16 protein-coding genes and 1 pseudogene are annotated in these 16,692 nt (G+C 43.5%); 10 read left to right on the top strand and 7 right to left on the bottom strand.

Annotated elements, in window-relative coordinates:
* The first annotated feature begins 73 nt into the window (after nt 1-73).
* Complete coding sequence (locus NV381_RS16120) at nt 74-871, top strand: phytanoyl-CoA dioxygenase family protein (RefSeq protein ID WP_258214320.1); 798 nt, start codon at nt 74-76, stop codon at nt 869-871.
* A 148-nt stretch (nt 872-1,019) separates the two neighbouring features.
* Here NV381_RS16120 and NV381_RS16115 read toward each other — a convergent pair whose 3' ends face one another.
* On the bottom strand, nt 1,020-1,460 hold the full coding sequence (locus tag NV381_RS16115; RefSeq protein ID WP_258214319.1) for an RrF2 family transcriptional regulator: 441 nt from the start codon (nt 1,458-1,460) through the stop codon (nt 1,020-1,022).
* Nucleotides 1,461-1,605: 145 nt separating this feature from the next.
* The gene (locus tag NV381_RS16110) at nt 1,606-2,259 is read right to left on the bottom strand and encodes a nitroreductase family protein (protein WP_258214318.1); all 654 of its coding nucleotides are present in this window, start codon (nt 2,257-2,259) and stop codon (nt 1,606-1,608) included.
* Nucleotides 2,260-2,499: 240 nt separating this feature from the next.
* Between NV381_RS16110 and NV381_RS16105 the strand changes: the two genes are divergently transcribed.
* Both NV381_RS16105 and NV381_RS16100 read left to right on the top strand, forming a co-directional pair.
* Nucleotides 2,500-2,772: an autorepressor SdpR family transcription factor gene (locus NV381_RS16105; protein WP_258214317.1), complete on the top strand. Its 273-nt coding sequence runs from the start codon at nt 2,500-2,502 to the stop codon at nt 2,770-2,772.
* Nucleotides 2,769-3,413 carry an SdpI family protein gene (locus NV381_RS16100; RefSeq protein ID WP_258214316.1) on the top strand — a complete coding sequence of 215 codons (645 nt, stop codon included), beginning with the start codon at nt 2,769-2,771 and terminating at the stop codon, nt 3,411-3,413. The genes NV381_RS16105 and NV381_RS16100 overlap by 4 nt, the downstream gene beginning before the upstream one ends.
* 129 nt (nt 3,414-3,542) lie before the next feature.
* On the opposite strand, the gene NV381_RS16095 is transcribed toward NV381_RS16100, so the two are convergent.
* Both NV381_RS16095 and NV381_RS16090 read right to left on the bottom strand, forming a co-directional pair.
* Nucleotides 3,543-4,394, bottom strand: a complete 852-nt coding sequence (locus NV381_RS16095) for an aldo/keto reductase (protein ID WP_258214315.1) — start codon at nt 4,392-4,394, stop codon at nt 3,543-3,545.
* Nucleotides 4,395-4,477: 83 nt separating this feature from the next.
* Nucleotides 4,478-5,458 carry an aldo/keto reductase gene (locus tag NV381_RS16090; RefSeq protein ID WP_258214314.1) on the bottom strand — a complete coding sequence of 327 codons (981 nt, stop codon included), beginning with the start codon at nt 5,456-5,458 and terminating at the stop codon, nt 4,478-4,480.
* 182 nt (nt 5,459-5,640) lie between these two features.
* Here NV381_RS16090 and NV381_RS16085 point away from each other — a divergent pair, with 182 nt between their 5' ends.
* Both NV381_RS16085 and NV381_RS16080 read left to right on the top strand, forming a co-directional pair.
* Nucleotides 5,641-6,534: an AraC family transcriptional regulator gene (locus NV381_RS16085; RefSeq protein WP_258214313.1), complete on the top strand. Its 894-nt coding sequence runs from the start codon at nt 5,641-5,643 to the stop codon at nt 6,532-6,534.
* Nucleotides 6,533-7,267: pseudogene (locus NV381_RS16080) on the top strand (HAD hydrolase-like protein); the annotation flags it as partial. The gene NV381_RS16085 and the pseudogene NV381_RS16080, both read left to right, overlap by 2 nt.
* A gap of 117 nt (nt 7,268-7,384) precedes the next feature.
* On the opposite strand, the gene NV381_RS16075 reads toward NV381_RS16080, so the two are convergent.
* Entirely contained in the window at nt 7,385-8,023 is a 639-nt protein-coding gene (locus tag NV381_RS16075) for a peroxiredoxin-like family protein (RefSeq protein ID WP_258214312.1), read from the bottom strand.
* A 46-nt stretch (nt 8,024-8,069) separates the two neighbouring features.
* Nucleotides 8,070-9,329, bottom strand: coding sequence for an MFS transporter (locus NV381_RS16070; protein WP_258214311.1), 1,260 nt, complete (start codon nt 9,327-9,329; stop codon nt 8,070-8,072).
* 132 nt (nt 9,330-9,461) lie between these two features.
* Between NV381_RS16070 and NV381_RS16065 the strand changes: the two genes are divergently transcribed.
* Together NV381_RS16065 and NV381_RS16060 are read left to right on the top strand one after the other, a co-directional pair.
* Nucleotides 9,462-10,055, top strand: coding sequence for a TetR/AcrR family transcriptional regulator (locus NV381_RS16065; RefSeq protein ID WP_258214310.1), 594 nt, complete (start codon nt 9,462-9,464; stop codon nt 10,053-10,055).
* Nucleotides 10,056-10,372: 317 nt separating this feature from the next.
* The gene (locus NV381_RS16060) at nt 10,373-11,851 is read left to right on the top strand and encodes an Lsa family ABC-F type ribosomal protection protein (protein WP_258214309.1); all 1,479 of its coding nucleotides are present in this window, start codon (nt 10,373-10,375) and stop codon (nt 11,849-11,851) included.
* Nucleotides 11,852-11,990: 139 nt separating this feature from the next.
* Here the strand turns inward: NV381_RS16060 and NV381_RS16055 are convergent, their stop codons facing one another.
* Entirely contained in the window at nt 11,991-12,764 is a 774-nt protein-coding gene (locus NV381_RS16055; protein ID WP_258214308.1) for a GntR family transcriptional regulator, read from the bottom strand.
* Between the two features lie 329 nt (nt 12,765-13,093).
* Between NV381_RS16055 and NV381_RS16050 the strand changes: the two genes are divergently transcribed.
* The 3 genes from NV381_RS16050 to NV381_RS16040 are packed head-to-tail and all read left to right on the top strand — an operon-like array spanning nt 13,094 to nt 16,675.
* Nucleotides 13,094-14,656, top strand: a complete 1,563-nt coding sequence (locus tag NV381_RS16050) for an ABC transporter substrate-binding protein (RefSeq protein ID WP_258214307.1) — start codon at nt 13,094-13,096, stop codon at nt 14,654-14,656.
* A 48-nt stretch (nt 14,657-14,704) separates the two neighbouring features.
* A complete protein-coding gene (locus NV381_RS16045; RefSeq protein WP_258214306.1) occupies nt 14,705-15,715 on the top strand; it encodes an ABC transporter permease in 1,011 nt (336 codons plus the stop codon).
* Nucleotides 15,716-15,742: 27 nt separating this feature from the next.
* Nucleotides 15,743-16,675 carry an ABC transporter permease gene (locus NV381_RS16040; protein WP_258214305.1) on the top strand — a complete coding sequence of 311 codons (933 nt, stop codon included), beginning with the start codon at nt 15,743-15,745 and terminating at the stop codon, nt 16,673-16,675.
* Nucleotides 16,676-16,692: the final 17 nt, after the last annotated feature.

The raw sequence follows: 16,692 nt of genomic DNA, 5'->3' as shown, positions 1-16,692 counted from the left end.
TTTTTGGCAAATTAGCCAAGATGCGCTGCACTTCCGCATTGTACATTGGTATCAAACGAAAGGAGTGATTCCGATGTATGACACATTTGAGCCGAAGAGCCTGCTTCCGCAGGAAAAAGTCGAGTTTTACCGCAAAAACGGCTTCGTTCAAATCCACAACGTACTCACGGCTGACGAGCTGGAGGAATTGCGCGACTACATGGACGAAGCGATGAATTCTGCCCAAGGTATGTCCACGCAGACGGATCAAAAAGGGGGATCTTACTACCGTGTGCTGAATCAGCGGGTTAATATTTGGCGAGATCATGCCGGCATGGCCAAATATACAGCGCATTCGCGCTTTGCTGAAATGGCTAGGCAATTGGTCGGCACAAGCGGGATCAGGCTGTTTCATGATCACGCCCTACTGAAAATGCCCGGTGATTCGAAGCCAACCCCTTGGCACCAGGACTTGACGTATTGGCCGATGAACGAAACCGGCGCGCTGTCGATCTGGATCACGCTCGATGACGTGGACGAGCGCAACGGCTGCATGATGTTCATACCGGGCTCGCGCAGCATTGGCAAGCTGAACCCGATCAGTCTCGTCGATCCGCAGGATATCTTCGAATATACGAAAGGGACCGAGCACGAGCATACGAAGCCGGTCATTGTCCGCATGAAGGCGGGAAGCTGCACGTTCCACGACGGCCTGACGTTCCACTACGCCCATGCGAACGTCACCGACAATCAGCGCCGGGTGCTCGCCATCATCTACATGACCGACGGCACGACGTACAGCGGCAAGTCGCATACGATTACGAACGGCCTCGGTCTTGCCGTGGGTGAGCCGATCCGCGGCGGTCTGTTTCCACTGCTCGCGCGGGCTTAAGTCAAAGTTTGAACAACAGCAGGAGCAGTTGCCGCGGCAGCAGTTCCTGTTTTCATTAAACGGGCAGTTTAGCGCGGGGGATAAGTCTCTACCCATGCTCGATAACAAAAAAAACCGTGCAGCGCACGGATGTATCGGAACTTATAATTCAACTATTATTGCATAATGGAATGCGCGTCATCATGTCGGCTATCGTAAATTGACGAAGATATTCAATCGTTTGCTGCTCCGCATCGAATAATATAGTGACGAGCATAGAATCCAACTGCTTGTCGGCCTCGCTGCAATTATCATTGTCTTCCAGCTCTGCACATTCGGCTTTGAGTGCGACGTAGACGTCAGCCAACGTAATTTCATTGGCCGATTTGCCGAGTGCATAACCGCCGTCTCTGCCTTCTCTTGCTTCTACCATCCCCGACTGAGTTAAAACCTGAAGAACTCTACGCAAAAAAGTCGCATGTGAATTAACCTGGCAAGCGATCGCCGAACTGGGTAGAAGCTTCTCACTTCGGGCCAGCCACACCAATGCATGTACAGCAATTACGAAACGGCGAGGTCCTATAGGTATCCCCCGATTCGTCATACCCATGTCGTTCACTCCTTATTATAAATCGCTCTACGATATCTTGGTGTGAATGTTGTTGTACTATTTATCTTGTTTCGTAAGCTCATTATAATAGTTTTCGAGGAGTTGAACAACAAGCTGGACCAATGTTCAACTATACACCTAATGTTTACACTTCTTCTGGAATTGCATTCCAGAAGGTGACTTCCTCCACTGGCAGGCGCACCGTTTTATGGGCCTCCTGAGCCGCTTTTCCGACTGCAATCAGCATGACAACGGAGTAGCGATCGGAAATATGAAATGCGCTTCTAAGGGATTTTTCATCGTAACCGCCCATTGGAACCGTATCGTAGCCTCTTGCTTTGGCCGAAAGCATAAATTGCATCGAGACGAGACTGCCGTCGATTAGTGATGAGCGTTTAACGACTTCAGACGTAGGGTCCGAGTAAAATCTACGCAAATTTTGCAGTATTTGTTCTTTGGCCTCTTCGCTCATATAGCCGGCGTCTACCGCCGCGCTGTAAATTTGCTCCGCTTTATCAATTCCCTGCAAATCGCCAAGAATGGCTACGACTGCCGAAGCCTGGATCACTTGTTCCTGATTGTACGCTATCGGCAGCAGCTTTTTTTTAAGCTCCGCATCGTCGATAACAAGGAACCGCCAAGGCTGCACGTTAGCGCCTGAGGGAGCGAGGGTAGCTTCTTGCAAAAGTTCTGTCATTTCTTCCTTGGAAATAGTCCAGCTCGCATCATATTTTCTTACGGAATGACGATCCCTTACAACATCTGCAAATAAAACCGCTTGCCCAACTTGAATAGACATATAACTCTCCATCCTTCCGAATTTGGATATGCGCTCTTTTATCAACGAACCGCCGTATCACGGCCAGAATGTTAACTGCGCATTTATAAGCACAGTATATGTCATAACTGCAATCGTGTCAAACACAGTATAATCTTGCTTATCTGATAAATGTTTATTGACGTCAAATCAATCTATGTGTACTATGTAATTAGACATTTAGAAATTTATCTAAATATCAAAATATGGCGGTGATATGTTGTGAATGACGCTTTTAAAGCATTATCGGATCCGACTCGTCGGCAAATCTTACAGTTGTTACGAGACAAAAGTATGAGTCCCGGGGAGATATCGGAACATTTCCAGATTAGCAAGCCGAGCATATCTCATCACTTGAACTTGCTCAAGCAGGCAGGTTTGGTCTTAGACGAACGGCATGGGCAAAACATTATTTATACGCTGCATACGACAGTAGTAGAAGATGTCATAGGATGGATGTTCAATATTATTAACAAAAGTGAGGATGAAAAATGATGAAAGTAATGAGAGAAATCTTTCTTATTTTGCTCAGCATTTCGCCGGCTGTCGGGGCATTGATTCTGTATAACCAGCTTCCAGAAACGATGGCTACACACTTTAGTATTAATAATGAAGTGAACGGTACCATGAGCAGAGGAATGCTAATCATCACGCTTATTTTGCTTGGTCTTATACCGGTTATAATCCGTGGTTTACGTTTCGTCGACCCCAAGAGAGCAAATTACGAACAATTTTCTAAAGCATTTGAAGTATCTCGTGTCGGTGTCACTGTACTGATAACGGTGGTAGGTTGGACGATCATTACCTACAACCTAGGAAATCATGTCGACATAACTAAGGTGGCCATGGTTGTTGTGGGGCTGTTTTTCGCGATCATGGGCAATTACTTGACCCAGGTTAAGCATAATTATATGATTGGAATACGAACACCGTGGACGCTGGCTAATGAAGAAATATGGAGGAAAACCCATAGGCTTGCAGGCCCTCTAATGATGATCGGTGGGGTAATTTCCGTGATTTCTTCGTTCTTAAGCGGTTCAGCAGCAGTTATCGTATTCATAATAGTGATTGCAGCTGCATCTATAATTCCTGTGTTTTACTCTTATATGTTATACACTCGCAATAAAGTCAAATGATGCTGTTACCTGGAGATTGCAAACGAAATAGGGAGCAGATTGCCTAAGCATCTGCTCCCTATTTTAACGTTATTGTTAAATTAATGAGTTCATTTTTGTAATCACAATCTGCCGCTTTTCGAAAGATGGTTAGATATCGAGTTTCCGGGTACCAATCCATTTCACCATTTCAGGATCGCGATGTGAAAAGAATAGGCTCTCTTTCGTATCTAACGTAGTAATCGACTCCATATCCTCTTGACTTAATTCAAAATCAAAGATATTGAAGTTTTCGATAATTTTTTCTTTACGAACAGACTTTGGAATCACAACGACTTCTCTTTGTGTCAACCAACGTAATACCACCTGAGCAACGGATTTATTATACTTTCCAGCTATGGATGCCAATACCTCATTCTGGAACAAGTTATTTCTTCCTTCAGCAAAAGGCGCCCAGGACTCAATCTGAACATTGTTCTCTTTCATGAATTTTGCACTTTCGATTTGCTGGTTGAAAGGGTGCGTTTCAATCTGGTTTACGGCAGGAACTACTTCATTATGAATGATCAAATCTATTAAACGATCCGTCTGGAAGTTACTAACGCCAATCGCACGGACTTTTCCTTCACGATACAATTCCTCCATAGCGCGCCAAGAGCCATATACATCGCCAAATGGCTGATGAATTAAGTACAAATCCAAATAATCGAGCTGCAATCTTTCCAGCGATTTATGAAATGCTTTTTTTGTGCTCTCATATCCAGCATCCTGAACCCAAAGCTTTGTAGTGATAAATAATTCATCTCTTGCAACGCCACTCCGTTTGATCGCTCTGCCAACTGCGTCTTCATTTAGATAAGAGGCAGCTGTATCAATCAGCCGATAACCTGCAATAATAGCTTCATAAACGCTGTGTTCACATTCATTTTTCTCAGCAATCTGATAAACACCAAAACCGAGAATGGGCATCTCAACACCATTGTTTAAAATTACTTTTTGCATCTAAAATCCTCCGAGTTTTTAATATTATTTGTAAATTATCTGATCTTATCCGTATGAGGTCTTGTTCCCAAGAATGCCAAAGATTAAACCGCTCCAACTACGGGATGGGGAACATACGGCTCTTCCAATGAAGCAATTTCTTCTGATGTTAACGTAATCGATAGAGCACCTATGGATTCTTCGAGCTGAGACACTTTCGTAGCACCGATAATAGGAGCTGAGACAGGTTCTTTCTGAAGCAACCAAGCAAGTGCGATATGAATACGGGGAACGCCATGTTTTTCTGCGATTGCTGCAACACGCTCTACGACCAATCGATCTGCATTTGCTGTCGCATCGTATTTATTTTTTTGCATTTGATCGGTTTCGGAACGAAGCGTTGTTTCCGACCAATCACGCGTCAGTCTTCCTGATGCAAGCGGGCTATATGGAATCACACCGATTTTTTCTACCTTGCAAAGCGGCAGCATCTCTCTCTCCTCTTCACGATAGATGAGGTTCAAATGATTCTGCATCGACACAAAGCGGGTCCATCCATTTTTCTCGGCTACATGCAGCGCTTTGAGAAACTGCCATGCGTACATGGCTGAAGCACCAATATATCTTGCCTTACCAGCCTTCACAACATCATGCAACGCTTCCATGGTTTCTTCAATGGGAGTATTGTAATCCCAGCGGTGGATTTGATAGAGGTCAACATAATCGGTTTCCAGTCTCTTAAGACTCTTATCAATCTCACTCATGATTGCCTTTCGTGAAAGCCCTGCGCCATTTGGACCTTGATGCATACGTCCGTGTACCTTTGTCGCGAGGACAATTTCATCCCGATTGGCATAACCCTTTAGAGCCCGTCCAATAATTTCCTCACTAGTTCCGTCTGCATACACATTCGCCGTATCGAAAAAGTTGATACCTAATTCAAGGGCTTTTTTTATGATAGGACGACTGTGCTCCTCATCAAGTATCCACGGATGATGCCACCGTTCTGCTACACCAAAGCTCATACAGCCGAGACAAATCCGGGATACATCCAAGCCGGTATTTCCAAGTTTCACATATTCCATTTGTCGATACGCTCCTTTGTTCCCTTTTGTTAAAGGGGTATAACCTTATTATGCAACAGATGAAAAAGTGACCGTTATCCCATTCATGTCAAATGATTGCCTAATCCTCTCACTACACTTATGTAACTGATGAATATGGAATATAATCGAACTATAAGGAATGACGGAACAAGGGGGATCTTATGTCTGAAATAATAGCCAAACAGCAGAATGAACTTGCCAAACTAATTGAGCGGTATTCAGTCCAGGACGGTGTTCACGCAACGGCCATTCCGAATTTATTTTTCATACGTCGATCAAAATTGACCGGACCAAGTTACGGAATGTATAAACCTTCCTTATGCATTGTGGTTCAAGGGGCGAAGGAGGTATGGCTGGCACAGGAGCGCTTCAAATACGATCCCGCAGATTATCTTATTGCATCAGTTGACTTGCCGGTTACTGCCCAAGTCACAGAAGCTTCTTCCGACATTCCGTATTTGGGTTTTAGACTTGAATTTACGGCGAGTGAAATCTTAGAGGTTTTAAGTGACTCTGAAATTCGAATCACCCCTAAAGGAAATGCTGAGCGAGCTATGTTTGTCGGTCAGATGGAGTTACCTATAATGGATTCAATATTCAGATTTGCACGTTTGCTAGACAATCCGAAAGACATTCCGTTCCTTGCTCCTATCTACACAAAGGAAATTCTGTTCAGGCTTTTGCAAGGGCAGTATGGAGCTGCGCTGTCACAAATCGCATTGGAAGGAAGCGGCACCTATGGAATCAGGGACGCTATCGAACAAATTAGCAATAACTATGATAAGCCTTTGCGCATTGAAGAGCTTGCAGAAATAGCCAGTATGAGTATTTCCTCGTTTCACAGACACTTCAAAGAGGTAACGGCTATGAGCCCTATTCAGTTTCAAAAACAGCTGCGATTGCAGGAAGCACGTCGCCTATTATTAACCGAATCAGCAGATGCTGCTGATGTGGCATTTCGAGTAGGTTATGAAAGCCCCTCGCAATTCAGCCGCGAATATTCTCGCATGTTTGGCTTTCCGCCTAGACAAGATATAAAGCGCCTAAGAGCATAAAAAGGTGGGAAGCTGTTGTTCCTATGTGCACCTTGCTCAAATAAAATCATCACTTAATCAATCCAGAATAGGAGAGAAAAGAATGCCAGGAGCAGTCATTTTCGATATGGATGGAACGCTGTTTCAAACAAACAAAATCTTGGAAATATCCCTCGAAGAAACGTTTGCCTATTTGAGGTCGCTTCATGAATGGTCGGGCGAAACACCAACTCAAAAATATCGTGAGATTATGGGGGTTCCTTTGCCAGTAGTATGGGAAACGTTATTGCCGGATCATTCAAACGTACTCAGGCAAAGCGCAAACGAATTTTTCCACGAGAAGTTAATTGCAAACATTAATAATGGCAGCGGCGCCCTGTATCCTCATGTCTACGAGATTTTCGGTTACTTGAAACAGGCAGGCTGCTCTATCTTTATTGCAAGTAATGGGCTAACCGAATATCTGAATGCCATCGTAAGCTATTACAAGTTAGATAATTGGGTGACAGAAACCTTCAGTATCCAACAGATACAAACTCAGAATAAGGCTGATTTAGTATGCCGTATTTTAGAAAAATATCACATCGTCAATGCTGCAGTAGTCGGCGACAGGCTCTCTGATATCAATGCCGCAATAAACAATGGTTTGATGGCGATCGGCTGTCGATTTGACTTTGCCCAAGAAGACGAGCTAGCACAAGCGGATGCTATCATTGATGACTTACTTGAATTGAGAACGCTATTAAAACTGTAGCTGCTTCCCGGCTTCACCCAACAGAGGCAATGCCAAAGAGAAACTGAACCTTTGATAAAGATTCGGTTTCTCTTTATTTGACTCCGCGTAGGGGGGCTTTTCATGCTGCTCTCAGAGCTACTGCAATTGCTCAACAATTTCCCGAGGCTCCATCCGATTCATGAAGTCCGGATTGACGTGCGTTCGACGGATGATCCCGTCCTTGTCGATAATATATGTCGCAGGAATTGGCAGCACCCAGCGATCGCATGCATTGAACTCAGTGAGATCGAGACGGAATGTATTAGTGAAAACATTTTGAATGTAATTAGGCACTTCAAACAAAACTTGATAACTAGCAGCGACACGACCATTCGGATCGCTCAGCACTTGGAAGGTAAGCTTCTCCTTCTCCTTATGAGATAAAGAGTTGTCTGGTATTTGCGGAGTGACGGCAATTAGCTGGCCCCCTAGCTTCTCAATCTCCGGCAGAATCTGCTGGTAAGCCCGCAGTTGAATATTGCAGAAGGGGCACCAGCTGCCACGATAGAAGGTCAAGACAACCGGTCCTTTTACAAGTTCGTCGTACAGGATCACTTGATCGTTGAGAGGATTGGTTAGCTTAAAATTGGGGGATTTGTCGCCTTCCTTCAAACCTAACGCGATACCGGATTGTTGTTGTTTCCTAATATGTCGAAAAATTTCTGATTGCACTTCTTCAGGTGCGTTCGCGATAAAAGCTTTCTTTGATTGATCCAATTGCTCTCTCATCGACATTATGCAGCTCTCCTCCAAAAATAATAGATGCTTCACTCTAATTGTGTCACGCAGAGGCGTTCACATTATGAAGTCGGAAGCTTCGTTTCAGGGCTGTATACAAGAAGAAATAACCGAGTGTCATGAGAGTGCAGATTAAGACATCAACACCGATCAGCACCTGGTAATTATTAAAGTAATCGAAGGAAATCCCGCCTATCAACGCACCGAGTATGCCTCCGCCTTGATGAAAAAGAAGTAGAAAGCCAGTTTGTTTGCCATTTCCTTTTGAAAATTCATTGGCGATCAGAAGTCCACCTGGAATAGCGCTTAAATAAGTAATACCGAAGGCGATGGCAAATAGGACAGGTGACCAATCTACATGTATGAATAGGAAAGCAAATCCCAAAATGCGTATGCCGTACAAAATGGTCATCATAACCAACTTATTAACTCTGTCCAAAAAATAGCCGAAAATGAGCGATCCCGTAATTTCCATAACCCCCAGCACACTCATGGATAATGCTATCATGCTCGGCGACACATTCACCGACTGATGGATGGCGACCAAATTCATCTCTACAGTCCCCATATTGAAGCCGCAAGTGAACAGTGCGCAGGCAACAACAATGAATATAGGCAGAGGTGCAGCTATGCCCTTGAACAAAGGACGGGTTGCTTTCGGTATTTCTTGGTCGTCCACTGTAATGATCTCATTCTCCTGTACTTTATCGGCTTTGTTATCCTTTAGTCCAAGCCCCTTAATACCAAAGCAAATGGTAGGCAAGGTTACGATAATACCTAGGACAAATGAGATTAGGAAGGCATCTTTCCAGGTCAGCCAGCTCGAGGAAACGAAAATCGGTGTGCTGATCGCCAGTCCTACAGAGGAGGCGCTCGCTAACAGTGATGTAGCCTTGGCCCGATGATGCTGAAACCATTCAAACATCAACATATAGCTAGTGGACGTTCCAATACCGACGAACCCGGAGATAACCCCATATCCAATGAAGAAAATGATAGGATGATGTCCTAGTATGACGGTGCCAGTCCCTATAGTACCTAGGATTGCGCTGACCAGCATTACTTTTTTGGGCCCATAACGATCGACAAGCCATCCTCCCAGCGGTGCGCAAAAGGCTGTAATGAGCAGGTTGGTAGACCATGCCATCGAAATGAATCCTCTGCTGATCTCTAAATCCTCTGAAATTTGAACCTGAAAATAAGCCATAGTAAACCGGGTCAGTGCGCCGATAAAGCCGATTATCCAAAGTGAACCTAATCCAATCCATGCATAGCGGGGTTCCTTAAACCATGTTGTACCCATTGCAAGCTCCTCTCACACAATAAAGATACCGATCGGTATCTTTATTGTAGCATAACGGCTTAACTTTTCAATAGATCCATTTCATTTGTTATAATGAAATTATTATTTTACGTGGGTAAGGGGGAATTGATTATGCGAAAAGGAGAAAGCACCCGCAAGCATATTATCGCTAAGGCTGCTGAGCTTTTTAACCAAAAAGGGTATTCAGGTTCATCCTTGTCTGATATTACAGAACTAACAGATATTAAGAAAGGCGGTATCTATCGCCACTTTACCAGTAAGGACGAAATTGCTCTCGAGGCTTACAGCTATGCAGGCAGTGTAGTTGGGGCGAAAATTAACGATGCAGTCAATCAGCAAGAAACAGCTATTGGCAAGCTGTTGGCTTATTTACAGGTATACGAAAACGTGGTTGAAGCGCCGCCTTTTATCGGAGGATGCCCCCTCCTTAATCTTGCTACCGAAAGTGATGACGCTCATCCGATCTTACGCCAAAGAGCCCAGCAGGGTCTGGAAGGTACGCTGGACAACATGAAAGCGATAATCTCCGAAGGTATCCGAAGCGGTGAGTTCAATGCTGCCATCGATATCGATGCTTTAGCTACATTCACACTTTCCGTCATGGAAGGCAGCATTATGATGAGCAAGCTGGAAGGTAACAACCGGCATATTCGGATGAATATCGAAAGCTTCTCGACTTATTTAAAAGAAGTATGCTTACGCTGAAGGATTTGGGCGGAAACGCGAACGAGCCTGGGAATTGAAATTAATAAATGGGTATGATAAGATATCTTTAATTAAATGATTGGAGCTGAAAAGTATAATGTAATTTTTCTTGCAAATATATAAAAAAATAAAACGGTATAAGCGATATTTTTTCGCATGTTTTATTCTTTATATGCAAGAAAGTTACTCTATCTTTTCACTCAAACCATATGTCCTTATCTAACCCAATATTTGGGTTGGTTTTGCTGTATGTTATTTGAGCTACAAGAAGTAACTTTCTTGTAGCTTTTATATTTTTCATACAGGAGGATATTTTCATGTCACAAATAAATGTTACGAACCTGACGTTTGCCTATGAGGGCAGTTACGATAATATTTTTGAAAACGTTAGTTTTCAAATCGATACCGATTGGAAATTAGGATTTACGGGAAGAAACGGTAGAGGTAAGACAACCTTTCTCAACTTGTTGCTTGGAAAATATGAATATAGCGGAAATATTTCTGCTAATGTCGGTTTTGAATATTTCCCTTTCCATGTTGAAAACAAGGAGAATAATACGATTGATGTAATCAACGATCTATTTCCTGACTATCTTCATTGGAAATTAATGCGTGAACTTTCATTGTTAAAGGTCTCTGAGGATGTTTTGTACAGACCCTTCGATTCATTGTCTAATGGAGAGCAAACGAAAGTGCTGCTTGCTACTTTATTTATCAAGGAAAATAGTTTTCTGTTAATTGATGAACCGACCAATCATCTAGACATGCAAGCAAGAAAACTTGTCAGTGGTTATCTTAATAGCAAAAGCGGATATATTTTGGTATCTCACGACAGATCATTTCTTGATAACTGTGTAGACCACATTCTTTCAATCAATAAGACCAACATAGAAATTCAAAAAGGTAATTTTTCGAGCTGGTGGGAAAACAAAAAGAGACAAGATGGTTTTGAGCTTGCAGAGAACGAAAAACTTAGAAAAGATATTAAACGCTTGTCAGATTCAGCTAAACGGACGGGCAACTGGTCGCATGAAGTGGAAAAAACAAAAAACGGAACAAGAAATTCCGGTTCCAAGGTAGATAAAGGATATATTGGCCACAAGGCTGCTAAAATGATGAAGCGTTCTAAAGCAATTGAGCAAAGACAGCAATCGGCTATTGATGAAAAATCCAAACTCCTTAGAAATATCGAAAGCTCTGACAGCTTGGAGATTTCGCAGCTCGCTTTTCATAAAAACCAACTTGCTGAGCTTGAACATGTATCGATTTTTTACGGTGAGAAGATAGTTTGTACAGATCTAAGCTTTTCTATTAAGCAAGGTGAGCGAATTGCTCTTTCAGGTATAAACGGCTCTGGAAAATCAAGTATCATCAAACTTATTTGCGGCGAGGATATAAACTATACAGGCACCTTCAGGAAGGATAGTCAGTTGGAAATATCCTATGTTTCACAGGACACATCTCATCTTCAAGGCAATTTATCTGACTTTGCTGCAGACAACGGGATTGATGAAAGTCTTTTTAAATCGATTTTAAGAAAGCTTGATTTCTCCAGAGTTCAATTTGAAAAGGATATTTCAGCATTTAGCGGAGGACAGAAGAAGAAAGTGCTGATTGCAAAAAGTCTTAGCGAGAAAGTTCATTTGCATATTTGGGATGAGCCGCTTAATTTTATCGATGTTATTTCTCGCATGCAAATTGAAGAATTGCTGCTTGAATACTCGCCAACCATTCTTTTTGTGGAGCATGACAAGGAATTTTGCCAAAATGTTGCAACAAAGATCGTTGAACTTTAAGAACCTTGATCCCATTAGTTACTCGCTAAATTTAAGCTTATTCAAATGGACAGAATTCAGATTTTCTCTGAAATTCTGTCCATTCTTTTTTTCGTCCAACAGCGCCAGCTAGGGAATTCGCGTTGCATGGAATCAAATCTCAGTCCTTAATTGGACGGAGATTGAAATCGGAATATTCGCGTGTCAGAAAAAATTTGTACTTATCTCCGCGGTAGTAAGCATTCTTGTATTCAACCGGCTGTTGATTATCGTAAATGATGGAGGTTACAAGAAGGATAGGGGAGCCGGTAGCAATTTTCAATATACTGGATAATGCATCGTCAGATACGATCGATTCAAACGTTTGCTCTACATGAGTAGGGGTTACGGTTGATTCTGGATAATACAAATCCAATGTTGAAAACGGAACGTTATCATCAACCGCCTTTTGAGCGGCTTTCAATATACTTTGACCAATCTGCATACTGAAGAAGCTGTCGTAAAAAACAACGGGCTCTTCATTGCCGAACCCGACCAGTTGGATGTTGGTGATCTGCTCCATCATATTTACGTTCAGCAAACGGGAGTAAAACAAATTATTGGGGATTGTCTCCGTTTTATAGAGCTGGGTTGAAGCCATAAAGCCTTGCTTCACCAAGGTTTGTTGGAAATTGTTGATGTTACTTAATTTTTGCTCTATTTTCGATCCGGCTACATAAGTTCCTTTGCCCTGGGTACGGTAGAGCAGCCCCTCGTTGGCTGCTGCCGCTATCGCTTGGCGGACGGTTATTCTGCTGACGCCATGAGCCTCGCATAATTCTCTTTCAGAAGGAATTTGCTGATCTGGCTCCAGCGTCCCTTCGTTAATTTGCTGCGCTATCAAGTTTTTCAATTGTTCGTACAGAGGAATCTGTGTATTGCGATCCAATTGCAACGGATTTCATCTCCTTAAATAGTTATGACAGGTCATATCAATCTTATACTTATTATATTAAGAAATACAGCGAGGATTTGCAAACATTTCCTAAATTTAAAGAAAATTAGTTGAACTTCAAGCATACGTATATAACATGTTATGATATTATTAATCCAATATATTTCATTATCAGGAAATGAAATTCCAATGAAAACGCAATCTTTTTTCGAGTTGGATCAGATTGTGAGATCATTGGGAGATTACCTAACAATATTTAAGTTGACATTACATGATATTACCAGTAAGATGGGTTTATCATTAAAAACTAATCGTTTAGGGGGATTTGGGTGAAAAAGTTGTCTCTTCTGCTCGCTTCTGTATTGCTTGTCTCCAGTTTGACCGTCGCTTGTTCAGCAAACAATTCTCAAGGTAGTGAAAAGCAAAGTGGTAAAACCGAGTCATCCTCGAAAAATGAAAGCGCTTCTGTTTTGGTTGGGATTAAAGGTCCGCTTCTGAGTTTGGATCCTGCGAACTATCGGGATCGTCTGACGGAATCCGTATTAAGAAATGTGTTTGACGGTCTGGTCACCGCAGATGAGAAAGGTGTTATTAGGCCGGCTATTGCAGAATCATGGGAAAATACATCGCCAACAGAATGGGTTTTCAAGCTTAGAAAAGACGTTAAGTTTCATGATGGAACCGCACTGAAGGCAGAGGATGTAAAATTTACATTCGACCGTATATTAAAAGAAAACGGCATCGATGGAAAAACTTCTCCGCGTAAAGGCTTGCTGGAGGGGGTTAAGGAAGTTCAGGTCGTCAACGATTATACCGTAAAATTTGTTCTGAGCAGCCCGTGGCCAATCCTGATTACAATGCTCCCGCTTCAACAAATTATTCCTAAAGCTTATGCAGAGAAAGTCGGAGACAAGGGCTTAGCCGAAAAGCCTATTGGAGCCGGACCGTTTAAGCTTGTAAAAGCAAAGCTGGATGAACGAATCGAGATGGTGCGCTTTGACGATTATTACGGTGGAGCGCCAAAAATTAAAAATCTCGCATTTGATGTTATTCCTGAAGCCTCTTCCAGAGTAGGGGCACTAAAAACGGGCGAAGTCCAACGAATACATGATTTGTCCGCATCGTTAGCGAAGACGTTGATTTCAGATCCGGCTGTTGATGTGAAAACGGTAGAGGGTACAAGGGTGTACATGCTTGAAATGAACGTCCAGAAGCCTCCGTTCGATAATATAAAGGTTCGTCAGGCAATGAACCACGCCATTAATATGGACATTATTATTGATAAAATCTTATATAACTACGCAACCCGCTTGGCTGGTCCGATGTTAAGCAACGCATTTGCCCTGGATACTTCGTTGAAACCGTATGAATACAATCCGGCAAAAGCTAAGGAGCTGCTGGCCGAAGCTGGATACCCGAAGGGCTTCCAGGTCGTAATTGACTCGGATGCGAACAATAAAGAGGTTGCGGAAGCGGTGGCTGCCCAATTGCGGGATAGCGGGGTCGAAGCAAGCACGCGGGTGTGGGACCCTGGTGTATTGAAGCCGATGCTCCTCAAGGGGGAAAGGCAAATGTTTATGGGAGATTGGGGGAATTCCACACTGGATCCGTTCGATTTCTTGAATCCCAAGTTTATTACTAAAGACAGAGGCAATTACAGCATGTACAGCAATCCACGCGTAGATGAGCTGTTGAAGCAAGGCTCGCAGGAGATTGATAACGAAAAACGAAAAGCGATTTATAAAGAAGCGCAGCAGATCATTTATAAAGATGCACCGTGGGTGTTTGGCTTCTCGAAGAAAGAGGTGGAGGCTGGAGTGAAAGCTCTGCAGGGCTGGAATCCAACACCGGATGGAAGTCTCTACATGTCCAAAGTGAGCGTTGGTAAATAACGAAGGGGACTAAGTCCCCTTCCTTCAGGAAGGAGTGAGCCAACGTCGATGCGCTCGGTTAAAATTTTGGAACGTATTTTGGGGACCATTCCAATTATGATTGGCGTAGCTTTGGTCGTTTTTATTTTCATGCGTTTTACACCAGGTGATCCGATTGATCTGATGATGGGCAATTCAGGAAATGTTAGCCAGCAGGAAATAGATCATTTACGTTCTCAGTTTAATCTCGACAAGCCGGTCTATGTGCAGTTGAAGGAATATTTGGTCAATATAGTGCAAGGCGATCTGGGCGAGTCCTTTAAGAAGAGGAGACCGGTTGCGGAGCTAATCGGCGAAACATTACCGGCCACGATTGAATTAGCCTTGGCAGCCTGTCTGTTTTCGATGATTATAGGAATCCCCATCGGTATTTATTCGGCGTTAAAGCAGAACAGCTTTATTGATAGAGCCAGTATGGGAACTGCCTTTTTAGGCATTTCGATGCCTCCTTTTTGGTTGGGAATTGTACTTATGTTTATTTTCTCCGTTTCGTTGGGATGGACTCCGGTCAAAGGCAGGCTCGATTTCGGCATGGATATTCAGCATATTACCGGCCTGAACCTGGTTGACAGCTTGCTGACAGGCAACTGGGATGGATTGCGAAATACGGTGATGCATCTGCTGCTGCCGGCTGTAACGCTTGGAGCAGCAATGGCATCCATCATTTCCCGTATTACCCGATCCAGCATGCTGGAGGTGCTGCAGATGGATTATGTCACACTCGCACGCGCCAAAGGCTTGAAGGAATCCAAAGTTATCCTCAAGCACGCGCTGCGGAACGGATTGATTCCTACAGTAACCGTTATTGGACTGGAAATTGGCGCACTGCTGGGCGGAAATATGATCGTGGAAACGGTGTTCGGATGGCCCGGTCTGGGACGGCTTGCGGTAGAAAGTATTTTTAACCGGGATTATCCGCTTGTACAAGGTGTGGTTATGTTTTATGCGCTAACCTTTGTGCTTGCCAATTTGCTTGTAGATGTCATTTATACTTATTTGAATCCGAAGCTGCGTATGTAGCCATAACCAACACGGGAGGTCAAAATTTTGAGCACTAGCAGGTATGCTGAAACGAAAGAGGTCGGAGTAAGCCTGGCATCCGGTACATGGACTCGTTGGCTGACTGGTAGCAAACAATTTATTGGAAGGCTGTCCAAGCATCCTTCGGCGATGGGCGGCGGGATTATTATGGCCATTTATTTATTGGTTGCGGTGTTTGCTCCTGTGCTTGCTCCGCACAGCCCGATTGCAGGCGACTTGGCTGACAGGCTGAAGCCTCCTGCCTGGATTGAAGGCGGGCAGTGGAACCATATTTTCGGCGCGGACGAACAGGGGATGGACCTGCTGTCCCGCATTATTTATGGCGCACGTATTTCAATTCTGATTGGTTTACTAGCAACAACGATCTCGATTGTTATAGGCACTGTATTAGGGTTGATTAGCGGCTATTTCCGCGGATGGTTTGATACGGTAATTTCACGGTTTGCAGATCTTCTTCTAGCTTTTCCGTTCCTGATTTTCGCTATCGGTATGATGGCTTTCTTGGGTCCGGGCTTCAATAATTTAATTCTTGCTTTAACGTTCAAAGGCTGGGTGGAGTTTTTTCGCATTATCCGTGGTGAGGTGATGGTTGAAAAAACGAAAGAATACGTGGAAGCAGCCAAGGCACTGGGCAGATCAAGTCTCGCTATCATGGTAAAAGAAATACTGCCCAATATCATTCATTCGGTTGTCGTGCTTGGAACGCTTCGCTTCGGTTACATGATGATTATGGAAGCCTCATTGAGCTTTCTTGGCTTAGGTATTCAACCGCCGACACCGGCATGGGGCTCGATGATCGCGACCGGGCGTGAATATATGCTGAACGGCTGGTGGCTCTCGACCATCCCTGGGATATTTCTGGTTATCCTGGTATTAAGCATCAACTTGTTAGGGGAAGGATTGCGAGATCTTATGGATCATCGATTAAAAGCAAAATGATGTCAGCATAGAGGGGA

The sequence above is a fragment of the Paenibacillus radicis (ex Xue et al. 2023) genome, from assembly GCF_024722015.1.
Lineage (GTDB): Bacteria > Bacillota > Bacilli > Paenibacillales > NBRC-103111 > Paenibacillus_S.
Note: the sequence above shows the minus strand (reverse complement) of the source record. Positions and strands in the feature narration are given on the sequence as shown.